At 59.4% G+C, this 26,221-nt stretch carries 26 protein-coding genes, 1 other RNA gene and 1 pseudogene; 12 read left to right on the plus strand and 16 right to left on the minus strand.

Going from position 1 to position 26,221, the window contains the following annotated elements; genetic code table 11:
• Positions 1-194: 194 nt before the first annotated feature.
• From ACQKIK_RS04535 to ACQKIK_RS04560, 6 genes are all read left to right on the plus strand, one after another.
• Positions 195-1,889: an L-lactate permease gene (locus ACQKIK_RS04535; RefSeq protein ID WP_241530339.1), complete on the plus strand. Its 1,695-nt coding sequence runs from the start codon at positions 195-197 to the stop codon at positions 1,887-1,889.
• A 171-nt stretch (positions 1,890-2,060) separates the two neighbouring features.
• On the plus strand, positions 2,061-3,230 hold the full coding sequence (lldD, locus tag ACQKIK_RS04540; protein ID WP_241530338.1) for an FMN-dependent L-lactate dehydrogenase LldD: 1,170 nt from the start codon (positions 2,061-2,063) through the stop codon (positions 3,228-3,230).
• A 71-nt stretch (positions 3,231-3,301) separates the two neighbouring features.
• A complete protein-coding gene (locus tag ACQKIK_RS04545; protein ID WP_499134893.1) occupies positions 3,302-6,139 on the plus strand; it encodes an FAD-binding and (Fe-S)-binding domain-containing protein in 2,838 nt (945 codons plus the stop codon).
• A 165-nt stretch (positions 6,140-6,304) separates the two neighbouring features.
• Positions 6,305-6,613, plus strand: coding sequence for a PA2433 domain-containing protein (locus ACQKIK_RS04550; protein WP_241530336.1), 309 nt, complete (start codon positions 6,305-6,307; stop codon positions 6,611-6,613).
• Positions 6,614-6,770: 157 nt separating this feature from the next.
• Positions 6,771-7,149, plus strand: a transfer-messenger RNA (tmRNA) gene (gene ssrA / locus ACQKIK_RS04555).
• Between the two features lie 99 nt (positions 7,150-7,248).
• Positions 7,249-7,812, plus strand: coding sequence for a hypothetical protein (locus tag ACQKIK_RS04560; protein ID WP_241530335.1), 564 nt, complete (start codon positions 7,249-7,251; stop codon positions 7,810-7,812).
• On the opposite strand, the gene ACQKIK_RS04565 is transcribed toward ACQKIK_RS04560, so the two are convergent.
• The 6 genes and pseudogenes from ACQKIK_RS04565 to ACQKIK_RS04590 form a co-directional block, all read right to left on the minus strand.
• Complete coding sequence (locus ACQKIK_RS04565) at positions 7,798-8,784, minus strand: phage integrase (RefSeq protein WP_241530334.1); 987 nt, start codon at positions 8,782-8,784, stop codon at positions 7,798-7,800. The two genes, ACQKIK_RS04560 and ACQKIK_RS04565, sit on opposite strands and share 15 nt — an antisense overlap.
• A pseudogene (locus ACQKIK_RS04570) lies at positions 8,784-10,064 on the minus strand (phage replication initiation factor). The gene ACQKIK_RS04565 and the pseudogene ACQKIK_RS04570 overlap by 1 nt, the downstream one beginning before the upstream one ends.
• 68 nt (positions 10,065-10,132) lie before the next feature.
• On the minus strand, positions 10,133-10,507 hold the full coding sequence (locus tag ACQKIK_RS04575; protein WP_241530333.1) for a hypothetical protein: 375 nt from the start codon (positions 10,505-10,507) through the stop codon (positions 10,133-10,135).
• 12 nt (positions 10,508-10,519) lie between these two features.
• Positions 10,520-10,909: a hypothetical protein gene (locus tag ACQKIK_RS04580; protein WP_241530332.1), complete on the minus strand. Its 390-nt coding sequence runs from the start codon at positions 10,907-10,909 to the stop codon at positions 10,520-10,522.
• A complete protein-coding gene (locus ACQKIK_RS04585) occupies positions 10,902-11,117 on the minus strand; it encodes a hypothetical protein (protein ID WP_241530331.1) in 216 nt (71 codons plus the stop codon). Before ACQKIK_RS04585 ends, ACQKIK_RS04580 begins: the two co-directional genes overlap by 8 nt.
• Positions 11,114-11,332 (minus strand): DNA-binding protein, encoded by a 219-nt coding sequence (locus ACQKIK_RS04590; RefSeq protein WP_499134895.1) that lies wholly within the window; start codon positions 11,330-11,332, stop codon positions 11,114-11,116. Before ACQKIK_RS04590 ends, ACQKIK_RS04585 begins: the two co-directional genes overlap by 4 nt.
• 121 nt (positions 11,333-11,453) lie before the next feature.
• Between ACQKIK_RS04590 and ACQKIK_RS04595 the strand changes: the two genes are divergently transcribed.
• The gene (locus ACQKIK_RS04595; protein WP_241530330.1) at positions 11,454-11,720 is read left to right on the plus strand and encodes a DNA-binding protein; all 267 of its coding nucleotides are present in this window, start codon (positions 11,454-11,456) and stop codon (positions 11,718-11,720) included.
• A gap of 206 nt (positions 11,721-11,926) precedes the next feature.
• Here the strand turns inward: ACQKIK_RS04595 and ACQKIK_RS04600 are convergent, their stop codons facing one another.
• The 7 genes from ACQKIK_RS04600 to dsbD all read right to left on the minus strand — a co-directional run bounded on the left by ACQKIK_RS04600 (position 11,927) and on the right by dsbD (position 19,669).
• Positions 11,927-13,384, minus strand: a complete 1,458-nt coding sequence (locus tag ACQKIK_RS04600; protein WP_241530329.1) for a hypothetical protein — start codon at positions 13,382-13,384, stop codon at positions 11,927-11,929.
• Positions 13,385-13,661: 277 nt separating this feature from the next.
• Positions 13,662-14,432 carry a hypothetical protein gene (locus ACQKIK_RS04605; protein WP_499134897.1) on the minus strand — a complete coding sequence of 257 codons (771 nt, stop codon included), beginning with the start codon at positions 14,430-14,432 and terminating at the stop codon, positions 13,662-13,664.
• A gap of 281 nt (positions 14,433-14,713) precedes the next feature.
• Complete coding sequence (locus ACQKIK_RS04610) at positions 14,714-15,631, minus strand: c-type cytochrome (RefSeq protein ID WP_463287321.1); 918 nt, start codon at positions 15,629-15,631, stop codon at positions 14,714-14,716.
• Positions 15,628-16,275: a c-type cytochrome gene (locus tag ACQKIK_RS04615; RefSeq protein ID WP_499134899.1), complete on the minus strand. Its 648-nt coding sequence runs from the start codon at positions 16,273-16,275 to the stop codon at positions 15,628-15,630. Before ACQKIK_RS04615 ends, ACQKIK_RS04610 begins: the two co-directional genes overlap by 4 nt.
• A gap of 57 nt (positions 16,276-16,332) precedes the next feature.
• The gene (gene dsbG, locus ACQKIK_RS04620) at positions 16,333-17,112 is read right to left on the minus strand and encodes a thiol:disulfide interchange protein DsbG (RefSeq protein ID WP_499134901.1); all 780 of its coding nucleotides are present in this window, start codon (positions 17,110-17,112) and stop codon (positions 16,333-16,335) included.
• Complete coding sequence (locus tag ACQKIK_RS04625; protein ID WP_499134902.1) at positions 17,109-17,924, minus strand: TlpA family protein disulfide reductase; 816 nt, start codon at positions 17,922-17,924, stop codon at positions 17,109-17,111. The genes dsbG and ACQKIK_RS04625 overlap by 4 nt, the downstream gene beginning before the upstream one ends.
• Positions 17,924-19,669 carry a protein-disulfide reductase DsbD gene (dsbD, locus tag ACQKIK_RS04630; RefSeq protein WP_499134903.1) on the minus strand — a complete coding sequence of 582 codons (1,746 nt, stop codon included), beginning with the start codon at positions 19,667-19,669 and terminating at the stop codon, positions 17,924-17,926. The genes ACQKIK_RS04625 and dsbD overlap by 1 nt, the downstream gene beginning before the upstream one ends.
• 205 nt (positions 19,670-19,874) lie before the next feature.
• Between dsbD and ACQKIK_RS04635 the strand changes: the two genes are divergently transcribed.
• A complete protein-coding gene (locus ACQKIK_RS04635; RefSeq protein WP_463308350.1) occupies positions 19,875-20,570 on the plus strand; it encodes a response regulator in 696 nt (231 codons plus the stop codon).
• Positions 20,567-21,949: an ATP-binding protein gene (locus ACQKIK_RS04640; RefSeq protein WP_463308323.1), complete on the plus strand. Its 1,383-nt coding sequence runs from the start codon at positions 20,567-20,569 to the stop codon at positions 21,947-21,949. The genes ACQKIK_RS04635 and ACQKIK_RS04640 overlap by 4 nt, the downstream gene beginning before the upstream one ends.
• A gap of 88 nt (positions 21,950-22,037) precedes the next feature.
• On the opposite strand, the gene ACQKIK_RS04645 is transcribed toward ACQKIK_RS04640, so the two are convergent.
• Positions 22,038-22,376 (minus strand): ArsR/SmtB family transcription factor, encoded by a 339-nt coding sequence (locus ACQKIK_RS04645; protein WP_241530320.1) that lies wholly within the window; start codon positions 22,374-22,376, stop codon positions 22,038-22,040.
• Between the two features lie 181 nt (positions 22,377-22,557).
• On the opposite strand from ACQKIK_RS04645, the gene ACQKIK_RS04650 reads away from it, so the two are divergent.
• Positions 22,558-22,992, plus strand: a complete 435-nt coding sequence (locus tag ACQKIK_RS04650) for a hypothetical protein (RefSeq protein WP_463308322.1) — start codon at positions 22,558-22,560, stop codon at positions 22,990-22,992.
• Positions 22,993-23,004: 12 nt separating this feature from the next.
• Entirely contained in the window at positions 23,005-23,754 is a 750-nt protein-coding gene (locus ACQKIK_RS04655; protein WP_046164088.1) for an MBL fold metallo-hydrolase, read from the plus strand.
• 26 nt (positions 23,755-23,780) lie between these two features.
• Here ACQKIK_RS04655 and ACQKIK_RS04660 read toward each other — a convergent pair whose 3' ends face one another.
• On the minus strand, positions 23,781-24,041 hold the full coding sequence (locus ACQKIK_RS04660; RefSeq protein ID WP_463308321.1) for a hypothetical protein: 261 nt from the start codon (positions 24,039-24,041) through the stop codon (positions 23,781-23,783).
• A gap of 450 nt (positions 24,042-24,491) precedes the next feature.
• Here ACQKIK_RS04660 and ACQKIK_RS04665 point away from each other — a divergent pair, with 450 nt between their 5' ends.
• Positions 24,492-24,707 (plus strand): hypothetical protein, encoded by a 216-nt coding sequence (locus ACQKIK_RS04665; protein ID WP_045432156.1) that lies wholly within the window; start codon positions 24,492-24,494, stop codon positions 24,705-24,707.
• An 11-nt stretch (positions 24,708-24,718) separates the two neighbouring features.
• Here ACQKIK_RS04665 and mdtD read toward each other — a convergent pair whose 3' ends face one another.
• Complete coding sequence (mdtD, locus tag ACQKIK_RS04670; RefSeq protein ID WP_499134906.1) at positions 24,719-26,128, minus strand: multidrug transporter subunit MdtD; 1,410 nt, start codon at positions 26,126-26,128, stop codon at positions 24,719-24,721.
• Positions 26,129-26,221 lie beyond the last annotated feature (93 nt).

Genomic DNA, 26,221 nt, shown 5'->3' on the forward strand with positions numbered 1-26,221 from the left:
AGTCTATAGCTAGCTAATTGACGCAACGCCGACGGACCTCTTACGCTGGCCGGACTTCCTTGTAAATTGGTAATACCACTTTACAAGCGGAAGTACCCAACAAGAAGAGGACTACTTCATGCGGTCTCCGTTTATCTGTTCATCACCGGTCCGCTCGGGCCCCCATTCGCTCAATTCGACCCTGGGAGCCTGACATGTCTAACGGACTGCTCGCCCTGTTTGCCTTTACCCCGATCCTGCTAGCTGCCGTTCTGCTGATCGGGCTGCGCTGGCCAGCCAGCCGCGCCATGCCGGTCGTGTTCTTGTTCACTGCCGCCATTGGCCTGTTCATCTGGGACATGAGCGTTACCCGCATCATCGCCTCGACCCTGCAAGGCCTGGTCATCACACTGGGGCTGTTGTGGATCATCTTCGGCGCGATCCTGCTGCTGAACACTCTCAAGCATTCGGGCGGCATTACCGCCATTCGTGCAGGTTTCACAACCATCAGCCCGGACCGTCGGATTCAGGCCATTATCATTGCCTGGCTGTTCGGCTGCTTTATCGAAGGTGCGTCCGGATTTGGAACACCCGCGGCGATCGCAGCACCGCTGCTGGTTGCGGTGGGATTCCCGGCCATGGCTGCGGTGCTGATGGGCATGCTTGTACAAAGCACGCCGGTGTCCTTCGGCGCGGTCGGCACACCGATCATCGTCGGCGTAAATAGCGGACTGGACACTGCGACCCTCGGTGCGCAGCTGGCCGCCCAAGGCTCCAGCTGGCCGATTTTCCTGCAGCAGATCACCAGCAGCGTTGCCATCACCCACGCCATCGTTGGCACCGTCATGCCGCTGATCATGGTAATGATGCTGACGCGCTTCTTCGGCAAGGAAAAAAGCTGGAAGGCCGGATTCGAGGTACTGCCGTTCGCACTCTTTGCCGGCCTGGCCTTCACCCTGCCCTACGTTGCCACTGGCGTGTTCCTCGGCCCCGAGTTCCCGTCGCTGCTTGGCGGCCTGGTCGGCCTGGCCATCGTCACCACCGCAGCTCGTTTCAATTTCCTGGTGCCGAAAACGAACTGGGATTTCGCTGACGCTAAAGACTGGCCAGCTGAGTGGATCGGCACCATCGAGATGAAGCTCGACGACCTGGCGGCGCGCCCGATGAGTGCTTTCCGCGCCTGGCTGCCCTACGTATTGGTCGGTGCGATTCTCGTCATCAGCCGCGTCTTCCCCCAGGTCACCGCCGCACTGAAGTCCGTTTCAATCGGCTTTGCCAACATTCTTGGCGAGACCGGAGTGAGCGCCAGCATCGAGCCACTTTATCTGCCCGGCGGAATTCTGGTTGCTGTGGTGTTGATCACCTTCTTCATGCACCGCATGCGTGCCGCAGAGCTCAAGGCGGCAGTGAAGGAGTCGAGCAGCGTTCTGCTCAGCGCAGGTTTCGTGCTGCTGTTCACCGTGCCGATGGTGCGCATCTTGATCAACTCCGGCGTCAATGCGGGTGATCTGCCAAGCATGCCAATCGCCATGGCACGTTATGTGGCCGATAGCGTAGGCGGCATCTACCCGTTGCTGGCGCCTTCGGTCGGCGCGCTAGGCGCATTTCTCGCCGGGTCGAACACCGTCAGCAACATGATGTTCAGCCAATTCCAGTTCGGTGTTGCGCAGTCGCTGGGTATCTCCGGGGCGATGATCGTAGCGATCCAAGCTGTCGGCGCCGCTGCGGGCAACATGGTCGCGATCCACAACGTGGTTGCTGCGTCGGCCACCGTCGGCCTACTCGGCCGCGAAGGCATCACACTGCGCAAGACCGTTTGGCCTACCCTGTACTACGTGTTGGCCACCGGCGTGATCGGCATGATCGCCATTTACCTGATGGGCGTGACGGACCCACTGGTCGGCGTCTGATGTAATGCACGGACTCTGCCCCGATTGAACTCGGGGCAGAGTCGTTTGGAATCTCCCTCTGGTCGCGCGATTCGCCTCGGCACTGGATCGAAGCGTCAGACTGAACAAGCCCTCTCGTCGTATACGAGAGCACCACGAGACCTACCTCGTTTCATTCGGTGAGAACACACGATGATCATCTCTGCCTCCACGGATTACCGCGCCGCCGCGAAACGCAAACTGCCGCCTTTCCTCTTTCACTATGTCGACGGCGGCGCCTATGCCGAGCACACCCTGCGGCGCAACGTCGAGGATCTGGCCAGCATCGCCCTACGCCAACGCGTGTTGCGCAACATGTCGGAACTCAGCTTGGAGACCCAGCTGTTCGGCGAAACCTTGTCGATGCCGGTGGCCCTCGCCCCGGTCGGCCTGACTGGCATGCTCGCCCGCCGCGGTGAAGTCCAGGCCGCTCGCGCTGCAGACAAGAAAGGCATTCCCTTCACCCTGTCCACCGTATCGGTTTGCCCGATCGAGGAAGTCGCACCGGCAATCAAGCGGCCGATGTGGTTCCAGCTCTACGTGCTGAAAGACCGTGGCTTCATGAAAAACGCGCTGGAGCGCGCCAAGGCCGCGGGCGTTACGACCCTGGTCTTCACCGTCGATATGCCGACACCCGGCGCCCGCTACCGCGACGCGCATTCGGGCATGAGTGGCCCCAACGCCAGCATGCGGCGAATTTTGCAAGCCATGACGCACCCCTTCTGGGCTTGGGACGTTGGGCTGCACGGCAAGCCGCACGACCTCGGCAACATCACCACCTACCGTGGGCACACCACAGGCCTCGAAGACTACATCGGCTGGCTCGCGGCCAACTTCGATCCGTCGATCTCCTGGAAGGACCTGGAGTGGATCCGCGAGTTCTGGGACGGCCCGATGGTGATCAAAGGCATTCTCGATCCCGAAGACGCCCGTGACGCCGTGACCTTCGGTGCCGACGGCATCATCGTCTCCAACCACGGCGGACGTCAGCTCGACGGCGTTCTGTCCAGTGCCCGCGCGATGCCGGCGATTGCCGACGCGGTCAAGGGTGACTTGAAAATCCTGGCCGACTCGGGCATCCGCAACGGCCTCGATGTAGTGCGGATGATCGCCCTCGGCGCGGACACCGTCATGCTCGGCCGCGCATTCGCCTACGCCCTGGCGGTCGACGGCGAAGCGGGGGTGACCAACCTCCTCGACCTCATCGAGAAGGAAATGCGTGTTGCGATGGTTCTGACCGGCGCCAAGACCATCAGCGAAATCAGCGCCGACTCGCTGGTGCGCGAAGTGGACCACTATCAGACCAGCCGCCACGTCGACTGACGTCTGGCTGGTTCCATCCAGAAGGCCGTGTGGCACACCGACGCGGCCCGCTTCTTCTACCGGAGCCCAAAATGAACGCGCCTGCCGCTCTACCGACCGACTTTCTCGCCGCCGTGGAAAAGCTGATACCGGCTGAACGGCGCTTCGACGATCCGCTTTCGACGCTGGCCTTCGGCACAGACGCCAGCTTCTACCGGCTGATTCCCAAGCTGGTGGTACGGGTCGAGTCCGAGGAGGAAGTGGTGGGCTTGCTCAAGCTAGCGCATGGCGCGCGGGTGCCAGTCACCTTTCGCGCCGCCGGCACCAGCCTGTCCGGTCAGGCGATTTCCGACTCGGTGCTGATCGTGCTGGGCGATAACTGGAACGGGCGCGAAGTTCGTAACGGCGGCGCGCAGATTCGCCTGCAGCCGGGCGTGATCGGCGCCAACGCCAATGCAGTTCTGGCGCCTATGCAGCGCAAGATCGGCCCGGACCCAGCCTCGATCAACGCGGCCAAGATCGGCGGCATCGTCGCCAATAATTCCAGCGGCATGTGCTGCGGAACGGCACAGAACAGCTATAAAACCCTTGCTGGCCTGCGCCTGGTGCTGGCCGACGGCAGCGTGGTCGACAGCGAAGACCAGGCCAGCGTCGCGTTCTTTCGACAGACGCACGGCAACATGCTCGATCAGCTTGCAGAGCTCGGCCGCACCACGCGCGCCAACACCGACCTGGCTGTAAAGATTCGCCACAAGTACCGCCTGAAGAACACCACGGGCTTTTCGCTGAACGCGTTGGTCGACTATGACGAGCCGCTCGACATCCTCAACCACCTGATGGTCGGCTCCGAAGGCACGCTGGGCTTTATCAGCGCGGTGACCTACGACACCGTGCCGGATCATCCGCACAAGGCCAGCGCGCTGGTCGTATTCCCCGATGTGGAAACCTGCTGCCTGGCCGTACCGGTGCTCAAGCAACAGCCCGTCTCGGCAGTGGAACTGCTCGACCGCCGCAGCCTGCGCTCTGTAGAAAACAAGGCCGGCATGCCGGAATGGGTCAAGGCATTATCGGCAGACGCCTGTGCGCTGCTGATCGAATCGCGAGCAGCCAGCCAGTCGCTGCTGCAAGAGCAGATCAATCTGATCATGACGTCGATCGCCCACTTCCCCGTGGAAAAGCAGGTCGACTTTAGCGAAGACCCAGCGGTCTACAACCAGCTCTGGAAGATCCGCAAGGACACTTTTCCGGCCGTAGGTGCGGTGCGCCAGACCGGCACCACTGTGATCATCGAGGACGTGACCTTCCCCATCGAGCGCCTCGCCGAGGGGGTTTACCGTCTGATCCAGTTGTTCGAGAAACACGCCTACAGCGAGGCCATCCTCTTTGGCCACGCTCTGGAAGGCAATCTGCACTTCGTCTTCACCCAGGGCTTCGACGATCCGCTGCAGGTCGCCCGCTACGAAGCCTTCATGCAAGACGTGACACAACTGGTTGCGGTGGAGTTCGGTGGTGCGCTGAAGGCCGAGCATGGTACCGGTCGTAACATGGCGCCTTTCGTCGAGTTGGAATGGGGTCACGAGGCGTACCAACTGATGTGGCAGATCAAGCGCCTGCTGGACCCGCAAGGCATCCTCAACCCGGACGTGGTGCTCAGCGAAGACTCACAGATACACCTCAAGCACCTCAAGCCGATGCCGGCTGCCGACGAGATCGTCGACAAATGCATCGAGTGCGGTTTCTGCGAACCGGTGTGCCCGTCAAACGGACTGACCTTGACGCCGCGCCAGCGCATTGTCGTATGGCGCGATATTCAAGCGAAGAAGCGGGCCGGCATCGACACAAGCGAACTCGAGCGACTCTACGACTACCACGGCGTCGAGACCTGCGCCGCGACCGGGCTTTGCGCGCAGCGATGCCCGGTCGGTATCAACACGGGCGATCTGGTTCGCAAACTGCGCGGTCGCAATGCGGAGAGTACCCGCGCCGCCAGCTGGTTGGCCGAGCATTTCAGCACCGCCGTGCAGGGCGCACGGTTCATGCTGCATGTCGCCAATGGTGCACACCTGATGATGGGCACCCGCCTGCTGAGCAAGACATCCGCAGCGTTGACCAACGCCAGCAAAGGTCGCGTACCTCAGTGGACGCCAGCCACACCGCAGCCCCTACAGCGACTTCATCTGCCCACACCATCATCGCAGGACCAACGTCCGCGCGTGGTTTACCTCGCCGCCTGCGTTTCGCGAGCCATGGGTCCCGCAGCACGCGATCAAGAACAAGAGCCACTGCTCGACACCACCCGTGCGCTTCTGGAGAAAGCCGGCTACCAAGTCGTCTTTCCCGATGAGCTAAACAGCCTTTGCTGCGGCCAGCCATTTGCCTCCAAAGGCTACGCCGAACAGGCCGAACAAAAGCGTCAGCAAACGCTCGATGCTCTGCTCAAGGCCAGCCGCGGCGGGCTCGATCCGATCTACTGCGACACCAGCCCATGCACACTGCGCCTGGTTCAAGACCTGGCGGATGATCGTCTGCAGGTTTTCGATCCGGTGCGCTTCATCCGCACGCATCTGATCGGCAAGCTGGATTTCGAGCCGCAGGACGCGCCGATTGCCGTGCACGTCACCTGCAGTACACAACACCTCGGCGAAGCCCAGGCCCTGATCGATATCGCACGCCGCTGCGCCAAGGAAGTGGTCGTACCAGAAGGTATCCATTGTTGCGGCTTTGCTGGCGACAAAGGCTTCACCACCCCCGAGCTCAATGCCCACGCTCTGCGTAGCCTGAAAGACGCTGTGCAGATCTGCGAAGAAGGCATCTCCACTAGCCGAACCTGCGAAATCGGCCTGTCACAACATGGCGGGATCGACTATCACGGGCTGGTTTATCTGGTTAACCGAAACAGCCGGCCCAGAGCGGCTACAGCACAGGTATGAGAGGTTCTCAGCGCCGCAGCGGGCGCACATGAATGAAACGCTTCAGCGCAGCCGCAGTCGGAAGTTAGGAGCCCAGTTTCAACAGAGGCTCACCCGCCTCGGCGCCGCCGCGCAATTTGCAGAAACAGGCAGGCCCGCCGGGAAGTTAACTCCCTGGAGGACTTTATGAAGAAATTTGCCCTACTTGCCGCCGCTGCCCTGATCGCCAGCCCCGCCGTGTTCGCCGAAGACAAGAACCTATGTCAGTTGAACATGCAGGAAATCGAAGACGACATGGCCACCAACAGTGCCACGCTCGGTGAGCCGGCTCGCAGCGAAGTTCAAGAGCTGATCAAGCAAGCGCGCCAGGCGCAGCAAGCTGGCGACGTCGAAAACTGCATCGTGCACACCACCCAAGCACTGCGCAGGCTGGAAGGACCAGGCAGCTCCGGCAGCACAGGCACCAGCGGCACCGGATCAGGCACCGGTAACTGATACGCCCGCTAGGCAGGGCCGCGAGCAGTTGGCCTTGCCGATTCTCTGTTCACTCTTGAATTTCGACGAGCCGCCCTAATCTAGGGAATCAAGCGTTCGACGTAGCTAGACCTTATGGCGTACACTGCGCAACACATGAGGCAGCGACACGCTTCATGGGGCCGATTAGGATTCGACGCCGGTAACAAAGCTCTAGGTGCATGCCGAGTTGGTAACAGAACTCGTAAATCCACTGTTGCAAACTTATAGTTGCCAACGACGACAACTACGAAGGGTACGCGCTAGCCGCCTAACCTTCATCTGGTCGCTTCGGCGCCAGCGGTCACTAGGGGATGCCTGTAAACCCGAAATGACTGTCAGATAGAACAGGATCGCCGCCAAGTTCGCTGCAGACGTAACGGCTAAAACTCATGCAGCTCGCTCCAAGCACCCTGCCAATCGGGCGGCGCGGAGTTAACTCAATAGATTTGGCTACGCATGTAGTACCGACAGTGGAGAGCTGGCGGACGGGGGTTCAAATCCCCCCGGCTCCACCAATTCGAAACACCTAAACCCCTGATTTTCCTAGTGAATTTCGGGGGTTTTTGCTTTCAGGGTAGCGACTGTCGAAAGAGTGTCGAAGATGCAGGGATGCTATGACTCAAAACTTCTATAACAGCTATCTGCAGACCCTGCAGGCAATCGAGTACTGTGAAAATAATCACCTTCAGACCCCCGCGCTGGTGATGCTGTATAGCGCGATCGACAGCGTGAGTTGGCTATCAAGCAGCAATCCCAAAGCGAGCGGAAAGGCGTTCAAGGCATGGGTATCGGAATGGATGCTGAAAGATCCCCGTATCAAATGCACAGCGGAGGAACTCTACGCTGCACGCTGTGGGCTAGTGCACACCCTAACGCCGACCTCGAGCCTCACCCAGCGAGGAATTAGGAAGGTTGCCTATGCCTGGGGTTCCGCGAGCAGCCAACGCTTGGAAGAACTAATCGACTCCGTAGACGCAGCTAGCGAGCTAGTGGCGGTTCACCTGAGCGACCTAATCCAAGTTTTTCGAAACGGCATGGCAGATTACCTGGAGTACGTTTCGGAAGATTCGCAGCGAAAAGAAGCCTTCGAAGCAAAATGTAGAGAGCACTTCGCGACAGTGTCGATGGAGCGGGTTGATGAGGCAATCAACCAACTCAACATGCTAAACGGGAAATGACGGCCCCAAACGCACCGCGTCCTGTAGATGATCAGGAGCCAGATGGGCATATCGCATGGTCATAGCCAAGCTGGAGTGTCCCAGGATCTTTTGCAGCGTCAGGATGTTCCCGCCGTTCTGGATGAAGTGACTGGCGAAGGTATGCCGGAGTGCATGAGCGGCTTGCCCTTTCGGTAGCCTGATGGTCGTTCGGGCTAGGGCACGACGGAACGAAGTGATCGTGTGCATGAAGGACCCGTGCTGTTTCCAGTGTTTCGCAAGTCGCTTCTCCAGCTCGGCCGAGATCGGCACAGACCGCACCTTTCCGCTTTTCGTCCCGCTGAACGTGATGACGCCATTACGTACGCTGGTCGGCTTCAACTTTTCCGCCTCGGACCATCGAGCACCGGTCGCCAAGCAGATCAGCACAACCGGTTCGACATGAGGGTTATCACAGCCTGTACGGATCGAATCGAGCAACTCCGCAATCTGAGGGTTCGTCAGCCAGGAAAGCTCTCGTTCCTGGATCTTCAATGGCTTCACCAGGGCCAACGGGTTCTCGTACTTGATGACACCCAAGCCGCGAAGCTCGTTGTAGACCGAGCGCAGATAGCCCAACTCATTGTTGAGCGTCTTCGGCGAGGCGCCTGTTTCAATACGCACCCGGCGATCATGCGCATAGGCTTGTGGATCGATTCGCGAGGCGATGGGATCCCGCAACCGCTTGGCCAAAGCATCGAGCTTATGACGACGCCGCAATCCATCCCTTAGCGAGTGGCCGTGCAGGTCATACCAGGATTCGATTAACCCCGTCAGCCGTCGCGTGTCTGCTGTGCTGGGCGACCACTCCCGGTTCTCGATTACCTTCGCCCGACACGTCGCCTCGAACCGCTGAGCTTCGCCCTTGGTCTTGAACGTCTTGCGGAAGCGTTTGCCTTTGATCGGCTCAACATCGACTTTCCAGCGACCGTCAGGCAGTTGTTCAATTGCCATCAGACCGCCCTACCCCACCTCACATGACGCTCCTGGAGCAGGCTCTTGATGTGCTTGTACAGATCCCGCTCGCTCATATCCTTGGCGGCGTAGTGATCGCGGATGACCGGCCAGCAATCCCGTTGCTTTAGGGTCTCGAATGCTTTGTTAGCGCCCACTCGCTCCCTTGCCAGCAGGCTTACGAAGTTTCCCAGGAACAGTTCCACGTTCTTGCCGGAGAAGCCTCGAGAGGTTTTGTAGTAACGCTTGTATTCCGTCTCATCGACCAGGGAATCGACTGGCAAATCGACCCGGGCGTCTTCCCGTAACAGCGTCCAGATGGGTTCGAAGTAACCAGGGCGGGCGAGCAGCTTGAATTGACTCATGCCGTAGCGCCACAGGCCTTCCAGATGGGCAGAGAAAGCAGCAAACGAATCCGTGTCGATGGCTTGGCCGGTCTTCACATCGGTCTAGCCGCTGGCGAATTGCTGGATGACCGAATGGTGGTAACGCAGCTCGACGCGCCATACGTCCTGGGCTGGGTTGTAGTTTTCCGGGTCTTTCGCATCGAACGAATCACGGCGACGCCAAACGCTTTCCCAATAGTCGAGCTTGTCACTCGCACGGGCTTGCAGCGTCTTGTTGTAGATCCCGAGCTGTACGCCACCGGCAGAGCCAAACAGAAAGGATTGGCCCTTGCCATAGGTCGCTGCTTCCATGGTCCACTGAATCTCCTTGATGCCCGAGATATCGCGGTTGGCACGTGCACGACAGTGCATGCGGGCCGTCAGGTCGGCAGGAGGCGTCCAGCCTTGCAGATCCAGGGCGAGGTGGACGGCACACTGGTTGCGCTCCCGGTGGGTCATCACGGCGGCAGCGTAATAATCCATGCGCTCCTGGAGCCGTTCCGGCGACAGCGCGTCGATCGCGTGCGGTGACACCTCGATTTTCAGGTGCGGGCCGATCTGCTCCAGCTTCGCGTTGAAGTTCTTGATGAGCAGGATGAACCCAAGGTCGGCGTTCTGCAGTTTGTACTGGTAGCCCGAGTCCCGGCCAACACGCCCGGCGTGCCAGATCTCCCCGGCAAACTCGACCATCGCGCCCGGCTTCTCGAACAGCGCCATGATCTCGGGGCGAATCTGCCCGCGGTACAACTGGCGGACCGTATCCACGCCGCAACGCAGCAACCGGACCTTGGACAGATCGACGAATGCGGCTGTACCAGGATCGACGAACAGACGCCCGCTGCGATCTTCACGGGCAAGCATGTCTAGGCGAAGAAAATCCTTTGGTTTGCTCATTTGGTTCACTTCCTAATGCTGACTAATGCGGTAGTTAATCTGTATTTATCTGACGTGCTACAGGGACGTCAGCGCGGCGGCGCGCGCTGGCTGCGCACGCTCACGCGCCTCGTGCCTCCGCGCGTGTGAGAGTGCTCGGCCAGCTCGCAGCAAAGGCTTTCGGTACAGGTCACCGGGTCGATGAATAACGCGGTCGGATCTTCAGGACAGGTTTGGTCCTGGATGAAGGTCATCAGGGGACGGTCAGGCGGTGGTGTACTTAGCCAGGCGATGCAGAGCGCGAGGCTGGCCAGTGCGAGCAGGTGGGGAAGTTTGAGATCGGCGCGGCGCGCGAGGACGAATAACACCAAGGGCGCCGCCCTTGTCATCCCGCTCTTGCCGCCGAGGGCTCGGGAGCGCGGGGTGGAGAAGCTACCCCACACTCCCAGCGATAGGCTTTTCATGTTCGTGCAGGGTCAAGGGTGCGCTGCGCCCGTGCTTCCGTTCGACGGAACGGTGGAGCTGTTCCGACGAGCCGGGAGCGCGGCCCTTGACCTTGCATGCTTAGGAAGGGCGATGCGGCCCAGTACGTTGCCGGAACCATGCCGGTCGCGGTGCCGCATCACCCTAATGGTGCAGATATCGGAGAAGTAGACTTCGTTCGGGTAGTCAAGCTGGCTGGAGACGTTCAGCCCCATGAAATAGGCCAGATCACAGACGCCCTCCATCGGCAGCACAACGCCCAGGACATGCATGCACTGCCAGAAGGAATCTGGTTCATCGTCCCAGCGCAATTCCACCAGAACGGTTTGACCTACATAGGCCAGCGCGCTTTGCGCATCGAGATCGAGGCGTTGGCTAGACATGGCTGTAATCCCCCGGTTGAAACTCAGTCTTGCCCTTGAGCAAGTCATCACGCAGGCGGGCCAGATTGACCATGCGAAAGTCCGCCAGCTTCATGCTTGGGATGGCGCCGGAGTCAGCCCAGTTGATGGCCTCCTCAACCGTTACGCCGCTCATTTCGGCAAAGGTCTTGATGCTGCATAGGTCGTGGCTCTCGTCTGCCTTGCTCATAGCGTCCACTCCTGTTCGAGAAGCGGCTGATGCAGCAGGGCTACGTTGACCATCGTGCGCTTGCCTACCTTCTTCGAAGGCAGATAGCCACGATCCAACCAGGTGCGCACCACGATGGGTTCGTCGCCCATGCCGATCCACTCGGCGAACTTCGGCCACGGCATAAGGGGCGGGGCGCCGTGCAGCTTTTGCGGGTCAAAACCTTCCGTATCCATCCGCTTTACTCCACTATGTTCGGCTTAGATAACCAACCAACCAATGGGTAACAACTACCCATGGAGCGATTGTTACCCATCTTGCATGATGGAGCAATAGCTACTCAGGAAATTTTTCTGCATGCACAGCGCATCCGATAGAGCACGCGCGTTGCTCAAGCTGATCGGCCCCAAGCGGGCAAGCGAACAAGGTGGTGATTACGAGCGCTGGCGGAACGTCAGCAAGGGTGCGGTGCGCGTAAGCGCAGACGAGATAGACGTACTAGTGAAGATCTACCCCCAGTATGCCCTATGGCTGGCCAGCGGGCAGATTGCCCCGGAGATCGGACAGACCAGCCCGGCCTATGACGAGGCCAACCGAAACTTGAGCCAACCCAACGCGGGATAGCAATCACACGGAAAGTAGCTAGGCGATGGTATGCCCGAGCGCTGGGAACCAAGTAATGCTGGCCGATACGACGGATCAAGCTAAAGCACAAAGTGCGTGCATCAATTGCCATTTTTTGGCTATGCCTATGCTTTCCATTAAGTCACGTGCGTCCAGTGTGATCTAGCACTCATTATTACTGCGAACTATGCTTCGCAATATAATTGCTATTTGTCTATGGCTCTAATAGTGTCGGCAAAAGCTTGCATCTGCTCTTGATCATCAAAAAAAGAAGAGTCTTTGATAACAACAGTTCTATGCTTTTCTAAAAGAACATTGATCTCGTCCTCAATTTTGTCGAGAGTTGGCTGAATAATCCTCATGTCTTTGGAGAAAACCTCCACTGCATCGTCAATGCCTTTTAGGCCTTGGTGCATGTGAGCATATATGCGGATCTTGAACTCTATATCTTCAGGGCTACCAACAAGCTGACTGTAATCCCCAGCCATAACTCTTTCGCTACTGTCAAAAAGCACGCCAGCCACTTCCGAAACAAGCTGCTGCTTGCTCAATGCGAATTGAGGGTAGAATTTAGGTAACATATCTTTCGGCATTGAGCCTGCCAATATAGTCATAGTTAAACGTTTTAGCAAATAAGGAGCGGCAACCCCCACACTGAACGCGTGTATCTTTCCTTGATTCAATAACGCCTTCGTAATATGTATTAAGATAAGCTCGCTAATCTTTGACGAAATAAAGTCCAACAAATGCCGATCTAGCAAGTACTTAATTTTCATCACAGTTCTTATTACTTCGTCAAATCGTTCTCCTTTGAGGAACCTAAAGAATTCCTTGCTATAGCCAAAGAAGTCAACAAATCCCAGGTTAATTCTATTTCCCTCCGCAGTGCCGCTTATGCGGTCTTGTAATTTCTTCAGATCTTGGTCTGTGAGGTATTTAAGACCGTAGTCATCCAAAGCATTTCTAATCAAGCTGTCTGCGCTTGCGAGATCCACAATGGTCTTTACGTTAAAAAATAAAGTTAGAAGCCTGTCTCTTTTATATATTCTCGCTGACAGATCAGTTGCGTTTGAATATGTGACCTTTATTTTCCTCAATATTTCCTTTACTTCATCCAAGGGCGGTTCCTGCTTAAATCCAGCAAAGGATTCGTATTCGCTAATTACTTCTGTTATATAGTTATCTACCGTTTCACCTTCGGTCTCATTGATAATTTCAAACGAATATGAATTGACCAGCTTGATTGCGGGTTCTGTAAGGTCATTTGATACATAAAGCTTGTATTCGAAGGCCTCAGGAGCAGGCAGCAATGATTGATCTATCCTTGAGAACAAAACGAATTTTATTATTTCTTTCATGACTAGTGGCTTGGAGAGACGCGCAGAGAATTTTTTACACTGAACAAGCCCGCAAATCACCCCTTGATTGTAAAGAACGCAATCACGGCCTCGCTCAGCCACACCTTGCATCAGACTTATATTAGTTATGCCAAAGTGCTCAGCCGAAGCTATTTCTTCTTGTATTAAAAGATAAGTCAATAGCTCAAACTCGCGATCACCTAGTTCCGAAAATGGCAGCAGCGTAATTCCAGACTCTATTGTTAGAGGCTTAAATCCTGCTTTTGACTCGATGTTAATCTGCTCTTCACTGATTTCTTTGCGCATGGTTAGCCGGCTGCTTTGCATTGGGTTAATTTAAATGCGAACCTCTGAGTGGTTGGCAAGGGAGTACAAGTAAGGACTTAGCTTAACTTTCAGAATTTAGATTAACTCGCTGCTGCATGGGGATACAACGAGCGAACGCATGATTGCAGTGTCGAAAATCTGTCGAAAACACTGCTGATCAAGGCGGTAAAACGCAGGGAATACAAGGAAGGCAAGGCCCATATTGCGGGGATTTGCAGGAAAAAGCGTAGCGAAAATTGGGGTTCAAATCCGCCAGTCAGCCCTGGTTCGGCTTGGTCATGTTCTTAAGAACATCGGCCAGGGTCGCCACGTTGTCGTGGATGACGATATGGAATCGGTCAGATTCTAGATAGGCACGCCAGTCAGCGTCCGACATGACCAACAGTTGGTCGATGTCGTTGGACATCTTCGTCAGCCGCTCCCGCGATTCCTTGAACCTGTTCGGATCCGTCGTCCAACCGTAGTCGCTGCCCGCATTCTCCATCGCGTTGAGCAGATCGCCGGTCGTTTCGCGCAGGTCGCGTAATTGATCCAGAACGTTGCTGCCGATCAGTACCTGGATGCCCTTGGTCTGCCAATTCTCGGCGAGGATATTGGAGACCTGCTCCAGATGGGCGCCGAGGTTCTTGATCTGCTTGGTCACGGTCACGCTGTAATCTGGACCGCCCATCCAGTCGATCCACTCCTGGTCCGTGGCTTCGGCCTTTTCGTCCAGCACGGCTTCCATTTGCTCCAACTGTTCCTCGATCTGGTTGAGCCGCTGCTCCTGCTGCTCCCAATTGCCAAGTCCCAGGCCCTCCTCGGCACCAAGGAGCGCGCCAATGAAGTCGGCACTGGTCTCGCGCACATCGTCCACTGCGTCCACGACGTTATGGCCTACGGAGATGGACCGCATCCCCGTTCCGGCCTGTTGGCCTGCCTGATTGGTCTGGCCGGTCTGCTGCGCGACGGCAGTTCCGGGCAGGCCAACGGCCAGGGTTGCGGCGAGTATTGCTGCCGATAAGGATGCCGATTGCTTGAGTGTCATCAGTATCTCCTCCGTTCTGCTTTCACGGCCCGCAAAATGCGGTTCGTACAGTTTTGGGGCGCGATCGCCATGACAGTTCCTCAAATCATTCGACCTGTTTCTTTCGGATGATGACCGGTAGCCAGCCGGCCATTACGCGACAGCCGCAAACAGATGGCTGGGGGAGCACTGATGTCAGACGGCAGGGACGTGTGTCGACGCCGCGAATCACCTTCGGGAGCGGCTGCCTATGGTGTAACGTCAGCGGGCGCCCTAGCCCGCTGCGATACGAGCCCTATCGACTAAAGGCCCTTGCCCAGCATCGTGCCGTTGACGATTTCACCGTAGAGGTTCACGCCATCGTTGGCGTGGTACTTGTCTCGGGTCTTTTCGACCGAGCCGTCGATCAGCCGCGGATCCTGGGGCCGTTCGTGGCTGTTCATGAAGGCTGCCACGTGCCAGGCGTCTTCATCCGACAAGGTCCCGCCCTTGCCCAACGGCATGTTCTCCTTGATGAACGCGGCGGCGGTGTTTATCCGATGCATGCCGGCACCCCAGTTGAACGAGTCCGCCCCCCAGAGCGGTGGAAACACATAATCGCCACCGGACTTCTGCCCTTCTCCGTTCGGCCCATGACATACGGCGCACTGGGCCGCATAGACCTGCTCGCCTTTGACCAGGTCATAGCCGCCTTCCGGTTTTGGCACTTCCGGATAGGCTCGACCGGGTAGTTCCTGGCCAGTCGGGGCGCCCGTTGCTAGCCAATAGGAATAGGCCGTCAGCGCCGCGATCACCGGCCCGTCCGCTTCCGGGGCCTTGCCGTTCATGCTGAATTGAAAACAGCCCTGTAGCCGCTCGGCGTAGCTGTTGACCTTGTTGTTTTTCTTCCGGTACGCCGGGTACATGGTGTATGCCGCCCACAGCGGAGCGGAGTTGGCTTTGCGACCTTGCTCGAGGTGACAGTTCGCGCATGCGAGGCCGTTGCCTACATATTCCGGGGCCCGGTTTTTGGTGTCGACGAAGATGGCGCGGCCTTCCTGGACCAGCTTGCCGTAGGCATTGTCGGGAAGTTCGCTTTCCTGGGGTGGCTGAAAGTACCGGCTGCTGGCCGGCTCGCCCGCCCCGGTAAGGATTTGCGACTGGTCGTCCATCGCGATGTCATCGGCATAGGCAGGTACAGCTAGGGCGATCAACAGCAAGACGCTGGTTTGGGTTTTCATCTTGCTGCTCCTTGGTCGGTCAAGCCGGCGAAGTACGCCGAGACGGCCTTGACCTCGTCATCGGTCAGGCTACGGGCAATGTGCCCCATCAGGTCGTTGGGATCGTTCTTGCGCGTGCCTTGACGCCAGGCGTTTAGCTGCGCGGCCAGGTATTGCGCGGACTGTCCCGCCAACGGCGGAAAGGCATCACCGACACCCACCCCGCTGGGGCCATGGCAGGCGACGCATTCAGGGATATTGCGCTCCCAGGCACCACGCAGGGCCAGCGTTTCACCTGGGCCTCCGACCGCCGCAGTTCGGCCGACCCGCTCCACCTCCGGTCCAGGCTTGTCGGCAAGCATCGCCGTGACTGCGTCCGCTTCCTCGGCACTCAAGGCGGCGGCGATAGGCTGCATGATGGGGTTGGCGCGGGCTCCAGACGCGAAGTCGGCCAACTGCTTTCGCATGTAACCCGCCGAGAGACCGGCAAGCCTGGGAAAGCCAGCCGCCGCCATCCCTTCGCCCTCAGCCCCGTGACAAGTAATACATGCCATCGCGGCAGGGTTGGCCCCGCCCTTCGTGTAGACAACCATTGAATCGGCGGCATGAGCGGGCAGAAAGGCTGCTAACAGCACTCCCGTCAGCGGCCAGCGAGCGATATTCATAAAGCCTCCAGATCGTTTTTTATTGTTTTGGCAGCAGGGAGTGCTGTTTCGCCCTTTTTAACGTTTCGCTGAAAGCGGCCCCATGATCTTGGTCAGCGAATCAGGACGAGGTGCACCTTGCTGCTGTTGCAGACGTCCATTGTCGTCCAGATAGTAAATGGCCGGCGTTGCCGAGGCACCCATTTCCGCCATCAGCGTCAGGTTCGCCTCGAGCCTCTCTGTCAGCTTAGGCGATACGTCCTCAAGCGGCTCCAGTTTGCTCGCCTTTCCTGCGGTCTCGTGTGTGTTCAAGGCGGCCGCTGGATTCTTGGCTTCCAGAAGCGCAGCAGATTTACCCGCGCTGTCCGGACGTAGCATGCCGACCATGACATGGCGAAGCTGGACGTCGCCGGACTCGACCCACGGTCGGGCCTGCTTCCAGAACATGTTGCAGTACGGGCAGTTCGGATCGGAAAACATGTAGACGACTCGCGGCGCTTCAACAGCGCCGTCCTGAATCCAGGTGCTGCTCTCGAGCCGTTGCCACATTTCCTTGCTGAGGGGTTCGTAGACCAGTTTTTCAAGGGGAGCACGCGTCAGGTCTTCGCCGGTGGCATCGAGCAAGCTGCCGATCAGAACGTGGTCACCGTCGGGCGTCAGGTACAGCGCGATACCCTGTCCGTTGTAGCGTGCTGCGTAGCCCTTCAATCCGCCCGGCGCGTCGAAGCTGCCGACCACTTCGGCGCCGCGAGCTTCAACGGCCTGGACCGCAGGAGGCAGGGCCTGCGCCAGCGCCACGGATGCGGGCAGCAAGGCCAGCGTTGAACAGAACAAAGAAAGCGGTCGCAGAGTTTTCATGGCTGAGTGGTTACCTCCAGTTGTTCAAGAGCGCGTGCCAGACTGGCGCGAGACAGCTCACCGAGGTGGCTGCCGACCTGGCGTCCGTCGGCGTCGTAGAAAAGCGTTGTCGGTAGCGCCGAAGAGCCTATGTGCTGGCCGAGACGGCCGCCGGTGTCGAGCAGCACGTTATCCAAACCGAGCCCTTCGGCGCTGAGGAAGTCCGCGATGACCCGCTCGCCTTCGCCCTGGTTGACGAACAGAAAGGTCACCTCGCGCTGGTTGCGCTGTGCTTCGGCCAGCACCGGCATCTCTCGCCGGCAGGGCGGGCACCAGGTGGCCCACAGATTGACGACGAGCGGTTTACCGACGAAGTCCTGCAAGGCAACTGGTTTGCCGTGGCTGTTGCGCAGCCCCATCTCGGGAAGACGCGTGCCCTGCTCGAAGGCATGCAATGCAAAGGTCCCGAACCCCCAACTCAGCACACCTACAGCGACCGCAGCCCCCAGCGGCTTGCGCAAACTGCCCTCCCGCCAGGCTAGCCAGACGCCAAGCAGTACAGCCACCAGCACGCCCGGCCAGGCAATGAACCCGCCGTCACGAATGTCGATCACGCGCCAGGGCTCATCACGGAAATGCTCGGCATAGACCAGCACGAATGACAGCCGCGCGACGAGCAGCGCCACCAGCAGCAGCCTGAACAACTGCTGTTCAGGGTTGCGCTCGCTGCGCCGCCCAACCCACCAGCCGGTCAACATCGCGAGAAACAGGCTCACCAGTAGCAATACATGGGGAACGGCCAGGGCCAACGGCCCCACGTTCATTGTCATCATCAGCCTTGCTCCATCGTTTCGTTCCATGTGCTTAGGAATTGGCCGGCGTCGACCTCACCGGTTATGCGATGCGAACGGCGCTCCGCCCCGTCCGGGCCAATCAGCAGTAGCGTCGGCGGCCCCATGACCTGATAGCGGCCCAGCAGTTCGCGGGTGGCGGAATTGGTTTGCGTCACATCCGGTCGCAGCATGCGTACGCCCTTGAGCGCAGCTTGCACCTGCGCGTTGCCAAACACTTCCTTCTCCATGACCTTGCACGACACACACCAGTCCGCGTAGTAGTCGATCAGTACCCATTGCCCGGCAGCTTTGGCGGCAGCGAGTTCACGATCAAGAACAGCCGGATCGGCTAAACCGACGAAACCCTGCGGGCCCTCGACCTCAGTTGCCGAAGCGACGTTGCTGGTGAATACGGCAAGCGGCCGATTCGGATCCTGCGCGCCACCCGCCGCACCCAGCAGCAGCGCAACCCCCCATACGCCCGCTAACGCTGCAACGGAGCTGAGCAACACCTTGTGCAGCTTGAGCTGACGCGATAGCTGTAGCAGCGCGCTGGCAACCAGCAGCCAAAATGCGCCCCACACACCCACCCACCAGGAGTCCGTCAACAACGGGCGGAGCACATAGAGGGCCCCGACCAGAAAAATGAAACCGAACGTGGTTTTGACGCGATCCATCCAGGGGCCCGGTTTCGGCAGGAAGCGATTGCCGACCATCACCAGCAATACCAATGGCGTTCCGATCCCCAGGCCCAGGGCAAACAGCACCAGCCCTCCGTTGACGGCGCTGCCGCTCTGGGCGATATACAGCAATGCTGCGGCCAGAGGAGCGGTCATGCAGGGCCCGACCAGCAAGCCGGACAACACCCCGAGCGCGCTGGCCCCAGCCAGGCTGCCGCCCTGGCGCTTGCGTCCGGCCTGTTCTAGCCGATCACGCAGACCGGCTGGCAACTGCAGCTCGAAGAAACCGAACATCGGCAGGGAAAGCAGAACGAACAGCCCGGCGAAACTGGCGATCAGCCAGGGCTGCATCAGCCACCCCTGCAGATTCGCACCGAGAAGCGCAGCCACGACACCCAGCGCTGCGTAGACCAACGCCATGCTGACCACGTAGGAAACGGCGAGCAGCATGCCGCGGCTAGGGCTGGATCGGCTGCCGACCACAATACCGGCAAGGATTGGCAGCATCGGCAACGAGCACGGCGCAAAGGCGAGCAGCAAGCCGAGCCCAAAGAAGATCAACAGGCTCCAGCCAAGCGGCTGTTGCGCCAGCCTGCTCGCCAGTGCCTGATCATCGGCCTGCACAGGCTCAGATGTCCCTGCATCAGGCCTCTTCAGATCGATCGTGTGAGTCTGCGGCGGATAGCACAGACCGGCATCGGCGCAGCCTTGCCATCCCAGTTCTAGCGTGGCGAGGCCTGCCTCGGCGATGGTGACCTCCAGGCTGTTGCGATAGACCTGCGAATCGCCAAAATACTCGTCGTGATAAGGCTCCCCAGGTGGCAACTGCGGTTCGCCACTCGCTGCCAAGCCACCAAACCGCAGCCGCTCCTGATACAGGTAGTAACCCGGCGCGATGTCCCAGCGCAGCACGACACCGCCGCTGGCTGGGCGCTCTACATGTAGGCTGAACGCTTGGTCTACCGGTAAAAACGTCTCCTGCTTCTGACCAAGCGCAAACGGCGCGGCGCTCGCCAGCTGCACAAGCCAGAGGCAACAGGCCAGAGAGAAGAAGACCGCTCGCATGAACTACGTACTCCGTCACCAGATTCAACGCGAGCATGGCGACTGGGGATTAAGGGGCCGTTAACGAATTGGCTTGGAGCTGACCATTGACCCACGACGAAAGGCCGACAAGCGGCACTGCGCGAGCAACTCAGCGTACCCTTTGATAACGCTCCGTTAATCGAGAAGCGCGATACTGGCCGGTGCATTCAAGATGAGCTCCCCCATGCAGGTACTGCTGACAGAAGACAACGCACTCATCGCGAGTGGCATCGTTGCCGGGCTCCAAGCCCAGGGCTTCGGCGTGGCCCATGCCGCGACCGCCGCTCAGGCCGACGCGTTGCTGCGCACTGCCCGCTTCGATCTGATGATTCTCGACCTGGGGCTGCCCGACGAGGATGGCCTGCACTTCCTCCAGCGACTGCGGCGTCGCGGGCTCGAACTGCCCGTGCTCGTTCTGACGGCCCGGGATGCGGTGGCCGAGCGTGTCTCGGGGCTCCAGGCGGGCGCCGACGACTACTTGGTCAAACCCTTCGATCTGCGCGAACTGGCAGCCCGTCTGCATGCCTTGCTGCGCCGGTGCGCCGGACGAACGACGCACCTGATCGAACACGGCCCGCTGAGCTATGACCCGGCAGCCTGCGCGGCTTCCATGGCAGGCGAACCTGTTGACCTGTCCCGGCGCGAACAGGCGCTGCTGCAAGCGCTCTTGCAAAACCCTGGCCGGGTGCTTTCGGCCGAGCAACTCAAAGACGCGGTGTATGGACTGGACGACGAGGTCGAAAGCAACGCGCTCAACGTCCACATCCATCATCTGCGTCGCAAGCTGGGCAATGGCATCGTCGAAACCGTCAGGGGCCTCGGCTATCGACTGGGACCCGCCGGGCAGCCAACCGAGCCCGCCAGAGCGCCCGACTCATGAGTTTGCGCCTGCGTCTGACCCTGACCCTCGGCGCCGCTTTCGTGCTGCTCTGGTCGGTGGCAGCCACCTGGATGCTGTTCGATGTGCGTAACCAGCTGATGCTGTCACTCGATCAGCGTCTGGCAGCATCGGCTCGGATGGTCGCAGGCCTGCTGGTGCAACTGCCGCAGCCGCAGCTGGGTGAAGGCGGCATCACTCGCCTGAGCGCAGAGCAGCTCGGCATCGAGAACGGATTGGCCTGTCAGGTCAGCTCGTTGCGCGGTGAGGTCCTGGCGCGCAGCCATGCGGCGCCGGACAGCGTGCTTGATGCCCAGCGCACCGGTTTTCATGACCAACTGATCGGCGACACCGCCTGGCGGAGCTTTACCATGATCCGCGACGGGATGCGCATCACCACGGCTGATCGTCTCGATGAGCGCGCGACGCTCAAGCGGTCGGTGCTACTGGCTGCGGCACTGCCGGTACTGGTCGCCCTCCTCGGCAGCCTGATCGTGCTATGGATCGGCCTTGGCAAAGGCCTGTCGCCACTCAGGCGAATCCGCACCGCCCTGGCGCAGCGCAGCGTTGACTCGGTCGAACCGTTGCACGTCGAACGGCTGCCACCGGAGCTAGTGCCGTTGGTGGAAACGCAGAACCAGCTATTTGCACGGATTGCACAAACGCTCGAACGCGAAAGACGGCTGACCGACGATGCCGCCCACGAGCTGCGCAGCCCGCTGACCGCCATCAAGACTCATCTGCAGGTCGCAGCCATGACCGAGGGAGACACCGCCAAACGGGCATTGGCCCAGGCCGAGGTCGGCACTGATCGCTTGCACCGAACGCTGGAGCAATTGCTGATGCTGGCCCGCGTGGAGGGGCTTGTTTCCTTCGATGACGGCCTTCGATGTACGGCCGCCGAGGTGGCGCAACAGGCGATCGCTGACGCCAGCCAGCAGCAGGGCCCCTGCATCGATTTAAACGTGGCGGCAGACGTGCCACTGCGTGAGCTGGCCATGCCGCCCGCCCTGGCCATCGCGGCGCTGCGCAATCTACTGGACAACGCACGCCGGCATACGCGCCCAGGGTCCCACGTTCAACTGTCACTGGAGCAGCACGCTGAAGACAGGGTCTGCTTTAGGGTGGTCGATCACGGGCCGGCCATTGCCCCACAACAAGTCGAACGATTCACCGAACGCTTCTGGCGCAACAGCGAGGGTGACGGCAGCGGACTCGGGCTCTCCATCGTCAAGGCCATCGCCGAGCGCTGCGGTTGCGATCTGAGGTTCACCGCCCATGGCGATGGACTTCAGGTCGAGCTGATCGCCGGTCTGCAGGAGATCCCTCTAGACGGGACTGCGCGGCTGAATGACCGTCCAGCTCAACCGCCGATCAACTAACGTTTTCGCCGCTATCCGTTGGTCTGCGCTGCTAGCGGAGGGCAGTCGCGTCTCGCCGCGCGCGCAGGGCCAAACGCCAGCCCAACGCTCAGCTCACGTGCTCCGCGACTTGAGGCGCCTGACAGTAGAGCTTGTACAACACCTGCATGACCTCCATCGCTTGGGGGCTCGCGATGCCGTAGTAGACCTGTTTACCTTCACGACGGGTGCTGACCATGCCGTTGTGACGCAGCACAGTCAGTTGTTGAGAAAGGGTCGGCTGAGTGATATCGGTCAGAGTCGCCAGATCGCCGACGCAGTACTCACCCTGAGTCAGCTGGCACAACAGCAGCAGCCGGTCCGGGTTACCCAGGACCTTGAGCAGACCGCAAGCTTCCGCCGCACTGCTGCGGAGCGTTTCCATATCAATTTCTGACGCAGAGGCCATTTTCCACCGTTGATCAGGACAGGTTGACGGAACATTTTACCGATATATATCTCAATAAAGTGTTCCTGCTCGTCGGAGCGGTTCTCATCGGAACTCAGGGCGTCGCACAGCCTCCCTGTTCCCGTAGTCATTTTCTCGCCACGCCAGCCCCACCAGGCACAGCGTGCAACAGGAGACTGCCATGACATCGAACCATCAGAACATTGCCACAAGTGACCAGGCGGATCGAGTTCGCCGCTCGACATCCGCGGCCCTCAATCACGCAATTGATCAACAAACCGACGACAACATTCGCCACTTCAGCCGTCTGGATAGACACTCGATCATGCAGCGCATCGAGGCGCTGGATCGCGAGTGGGATGTTGAGCGGGCCTTGGAGGTCAACGCTTCGTCGCTCGCGCTGTCCGGCTTGTTGTTGGGGCTGACGGTGAACCGGAAATGGTTTCTGCTCCCGGGCGTTGTGCTGCCCTTTCTTCTGCAACACGGCCTCCAAGGCTGGTGCCCACCGCTCCCAATCATGCGCCGCTTAGGTATCCGCACGCGCGGCGAGATCGATCGTGAGAAGTTTGCACTGCTGGAAACGCTGGACCAAACGCCGCAGCCATCTCATCACTGAACGGAGATGAAAATGATCTTTCGCCAGCTATTCGAGCCCATTTCCTCCACCTACACCTATTTGCTGGGCTGCGAAGAAACCGGACAAGCAGTGCTGATTGACCCGGTCATTTCCGCGATGGAGCGCGATCTGGCCGAGCTGGCGGGCCTCGGCCTGAAGCTGGCGTTTACGCTCGATACGCACATACATGCCGATCACATCACCGCGGCGCTGGAACTGAAGCGGAAAACCGGCTGCCGTATCGCAAGCCCTGCCATCGACAAGCTGGCCTGCACCGACGTGGGCATCGAGGAAGGCACCCCGTTTGAGGTCGGCAGCCTGCAGCTGGTGCCGTTGCACACGCCGGGCCATACGGATGGGCACTTCGCGTACCTGCTCGGCGATCGACTGTTCAGTGGCGATGCCCTTCTGATAGACGGCTGCGGCAGGACGGACTTCCAGAACGGCAGTGCGGACGACCTTTTCCACAGCGTCAGAGGCAAACTGTTCAGCTTGCCGGACGACACCCTGGTCTATCCCGGCCACGACTACCATGGCCGCCGCGTATCAACCATTGCTCAGGAAAAGCGCCGCAACCCGCGGCTGGGTGAGGCCGTGACGCTGGAGCGATTCAGGTCGATCATGGCAGAGCTGGATCTGCCATATCCGAAGTTCATCGACCACGCCGTCCCAGGCAATCGACAGTGCGGCGTGTGCCCATCAGACCTGTCGGAAAGCTACCGGAAATATTGCGAGCAGGTCGAACACAGCCCCCAGGGGTAGACCGCAAACCGAGCGAGCAGACTGAGTCATCCACGTAGCTGACTCAGTTGCCGCTTGAGCAATTCGACCTGCCCCGTCTCCGCTCTCAGGCCTGCAGTCAACTCGGCGTTTTCTTGCTCCAGCCGCTGAATGATCCCGCCGAGCCCCTGTAGCAGCTCGCGGAGCACGGCGAGTTCAACCCTGTGTTGCCCGAGCTGCAGCCACTGCAGCCACGAAATGATGACCAGCACCAGAGCCGCACAGAGCGAGCCTCCCGTCACCAACCAGAACGTTCCCATTGCTCCCATAACCAAGTCCTTTTCTGTCGAGACCGGCACATCCGGCAAGCGCTAACATTATGTCGCGATACACGACAGGTCGATAATGTTTACTCGTACAGGTAAACAAAGGCAGCGGGTTCTGGAGGAACGCTTGGAGGTAGTGATTGGTCCATAACGTGGCTTGAAGCTCAGCTCTATGCGCCAGAAGCGCTTGAGCGAAGCAATCCAACAGCGACCTACAAGCGGACAGACATGTCGCAAATAGCGACACGACGGGGCAGGATTGATGGGAGAGATCGGCGAGAGGGCTAGCTGAAGCCAGCCGGGCTCGCACTGACCAACATTGCGGCTAACCGTTCAGCGGGAATCTCTTTTCAGGCGATGAGCGGAAGCTACCAAATGCTTGTCAGCTGTCAGAATGACATCACGGCTGCAGAGGAGCAGCCATCTCCTGAATTGAGCACGAGCCTGCTAATCATGTCTTCCGAAAAACTCTACACCATTGTCCTGGAGCACAGCCTGGAGGTACTCCTCGAGGCCGCCACGATGGAGCAGGTCGAGGCGTTCTGGGATGCGTATGACACTCGGTATTTCGGCCTCCGTCTGGAGGAGGACAATGCCCAGCATGCGCGGGTGATTGTCACGGATGAGATCCCCGAGGACGAGGAAGAAGCCGAGCTGTGTATCGGCTGATCCCAACTCAATCAGTCAGTGTCAATATGCCCGGCGGACATGGCCTGCTTGCTGTCCAGCTGAAAGAACAATGACGCTGCCAGCATCGACATTGCCCCGATGCACAGGAAGGTCAGGTGAAACGCGTCCAGTACGGCCGCGCCATCCGCACCTGGCACAGTGAAGCCGCCCAGCAAGGCGCCGGCCGAAGCCACGCCCAGACTCATCGACAGTTGGACCACGACCGATAGTAGGCTGTTGCCGCTGCTGGCGTTCTGGTTGCTGAGCCCTACCAGGGTGACGGTATTCATCGCGGTGAATTGCATCGAGTTAACCATGCCGATCAGGCTCAGGTGCACGAGCAACAGTACCGTCGGAGTCTGCCCGTCGATGGTCGCCAAACTGGCGATCAGGCTGCCGAGCAGCAGGGTGTTGCCGATCAGAATGCGCCGGTAGCCGAGGCGGTCGATCAGTGGCTTGGCCAATGGCTTGATGAACATCGCGCCGAGCGCCAATGGAATCATGGTCATGCCTGCTTGCGCCGGGGAATAGCCCAACGCGACCTGCAGCAGCAATGGCAGCAGAAACGGCAACGCCCCGCTGCCCAGGCGCGCAAACAGATTGCCGAAAATGCCAACGGCAAAGCTGCGGGTATGAAACAGAGACGGGCTGAACAGCGGTTTTTCGATGTGCCCCGCCCGCAGCCAGTAGCCCGCCAGGCAGGCACTGCCAATGACCACCAGCAGTAGCACCCGAGCATGGGGCATCTGCATTTCGCCGAGGCCTTCAAGGGCAATGGTGATCAGCACCATGGCGCTGCCAAATAGCACGAAGCCGAAGGTATCGAAGCGCATTCGCTCAGCGCTCTTCAGATCGGGCATGAAACGAAAGGCAGCGATGCAGCCAATCAATCCCACCGGCAGGTTGATCAAAAAAATCCAGTGCCAGGATGCGTATTGGACCAACCAGCCACCGAGCGTCGGGCCAATCAATGGCCCGACCATGCCGGGCAGAGCGATGAACGTCATCACGCGGACGAATTCGCTGCGCGGGTAGGCCCGCAGTATCACCAGACGCCCCACCGGCAGCATCAGCGAGCCCCCTACCGCCTGCACCACACGCGACATCACCAATTGATTGAAGCTGGTGCTCATCGCGCACAACAGCGAACCGAGCGTGAACAGCACGATGGCGGAAAAGAAGATCCTCCGGGTACCAAAGCGATCTGCTACCCAGCCCGAGGCCGGAATCAACAACGCCACGGTGAGCATGTAGGCGATGACCACTCCCTGCATGCGCAGTGGGTCTTCGGCAAGATCGCGTGCCATGGCCGGCAAGGCGGTGTTGAGGATGGTGCCATCAAGGGTTTGCATGAAGAACGCGATGGCAACCAGCCAGGGCAGTACGCGGGCGGTCCTGGCATCCAGTACAGCTTGAGTCATGAAATTCCCCGACTCCGAAAGTGCATATGGTAGGCCCCTATCGATCTCTCTCGCAGCATTTAATCGATCTCTCGACCCAACGACTGGCCATAG

This window comes from Pseudomonas sp. NPDC047961, from assembly GCF_050272435.1.
In the GTDB taxonomy this organism is placed as follows: Bacteria; Pseudomonadota; Gammaproteobacteria; order Pseudomonadales; family Pseudomonadaceae; genus Stutzerimonas.

Coding starts and splice junctions, on each gene's coding strand:
- ACQKIK_RS04545 (WP_499134893.1), top strand. CDS start 3,302: ATGAACGCGCCTGCCGCTCTACCGACCGACTTTCTCGCCGCCGTGGAA.
- ACQKIK_RS04625 (WP_499134902.1), bottom strand. CDS start 17,924: ATGATGACAATGAACGTGGGGCCGTTGGCCCTGGCCGTTCCCCATGTA.
- ACQKIK_RS04605 (WP_499134897.1), bottom strand. CDS start 14,432: ATGACACTCAAGCAATCGGCATCCTTATCGGCAGCAATACTCGCCGCA.
- ACQKIK_RS04610 (WP_463287321.1), bottom strand. CDS start 15,631: ATGAAAACCCAAACCAGCGTCTTGCTGTTGATCGCCCTAGCTGTACCT.
- ACQKIK_RS04600 (WP_241530329.1), bottom strand. CDS start 13,384: ATGCGCAAAGAAATCAGTGAAGAGCAGATTAACATCGAGTCAAAAGCA.
- ACQKIK_RS04535 (WP_241530339.1), top strand. CDS start 195: ATGTCTAACGGACTGCTCGCCCTGTTTGCCTTTACCCCGATCCTGCTA.
- ACQKIK_RS04660 (WP_463308321.1), bottom strand. CDS start 24,041: ATGGGAGCAATGGGAACGTTCTGGTTGGTGACGGGAGGCTCGCTCTGT.
- dsbD (WP_499134903.1), bottom strand. CDS start 19,669: ATGCGAGCGGTCTTCTTCTCTCTGGCCTGTTGCCTCTGGCTTGTGCAG.
- lldD (WP_241530338.1), top strand. CDS start 2,061: ATGATCATCTCTGCCTCCACGGATTACCGCGCCGCCGCGAAACGCAAA.
- ACQKIK_RS04655 (WP_046164088.1), top strand. CDS start 23,005: ATGATCTTTCGCCAGCTATTCGAGCCCATTTCCTCCACCTACACCTAT.
- dsbG (WP_499134901.1), bottom strand. CDS start 17,112: ATGAAAACTCTGCGACCGCTTTCTTTGTTCTGTTCAACGCTGGCCTTG.
- ACQKIK_RS04640 (WP_463308323.1), top strand. CDS start 20,567: ATGAGTTTGCGCCTGCGTCTGACCCTGACCCTCGGCGCCGCTTTCGTG.
- ACQKIK_RS04645 (WP_241530320.1), bottom strand. CDS start 22,376: ATGGCCTCTGCGTCAGAAATTGATATGGAAACGCTCCGCAGCAGTGCG.
- ACQKIK_RS04575 (WP_241530333.1), bottom strand. CDS start 10,507: ATGAAAAGCCTATCGCTGGGAGTGTGGGGTAGCTTCTCCACCCCGCGC.
- ACQKIK_RS04665 (WP_045432156.1), top strand. CDS start 24,492: ATGTCTTCCGAAAAACTCTACACCATTGTCCTGGAGCACAGCCTGGAG.
- ACQKIK_RS04635 (WP_463308350.1), top strand. CDS start 19,875: ATGCAGGTACTGCTGACAGAAGACAACGCACTCATCGCGAGTGGCATC.
- ACQKIK_RS04615 (WP_499134899.1), bottom strand. CDS start 16,275: ATGAATATCGCTCGCTGGCCGCTGACGGGAGTGCTGTTAGCAGCCTTT.
- ACQKIK_RS04580 (WP_241530332.1), bottom strand. CDS start 10,909: ATGTCTAGCCAACGCCTCGATCTCGATGCGCAAAGCGCGCTGGCCTAT.
- ACQKIK_RS04560 (WP_241530335.1), top strand. CDS start 7,249: ATGACTCAAAACTTCTATAACAGCTATCTGCAGACCCTGCAGGCAATC.
- ACQKIK_RS04595 (WP_241530330.1), top strand. CDS start 11,454: ATGCACAGCGCATCCGATAGAGCACGCGCGTTGCTCAAGCTGATCGGC.
- ACQKIK_RS04565 (WP_241530334.1), bottom strand. CDS start 8,784: ATGGCAATTGAACAACTGCCTGACGGTCGCTGGAAAGTCGATGTTGAG.
- ACQKIK_RS04590 (WP_499134895.1), bottom strand. CDS start 11,332: ATGGATACGGAAGGTTTTGACCCGCAAAAGCTGCACGGCGCCCCGCCC.
- ACQKIK_RS04650 (WP_463308322.1), top strand. CDS start 22,558: ATGACATCGAACCATCAGAACATTGCCACAAGTGACCAGGCGGATCGA.
- ACQKIK_RS04585 (WP_241530331.1), bottom strand. CDS start 11,117: ATGAGCAAGGCAGACGAGAGCCACGACCTATGCAGCATCAAGACCTTT.
- ACQKIK_RS04550 (WP_241530336.1), top strand. CDS start 6,305: ATGAAGAAATTTGCCCTACTTGCCGCCGCTGCCCTGATCGCCAGCCCC.
- mdtD (WP_499134906.1), bottom strand. CDS start 26,128: ATGACTCAAGCTGTACTGGATGCCAGGACCGCCCGCGTACTGCCCTGG.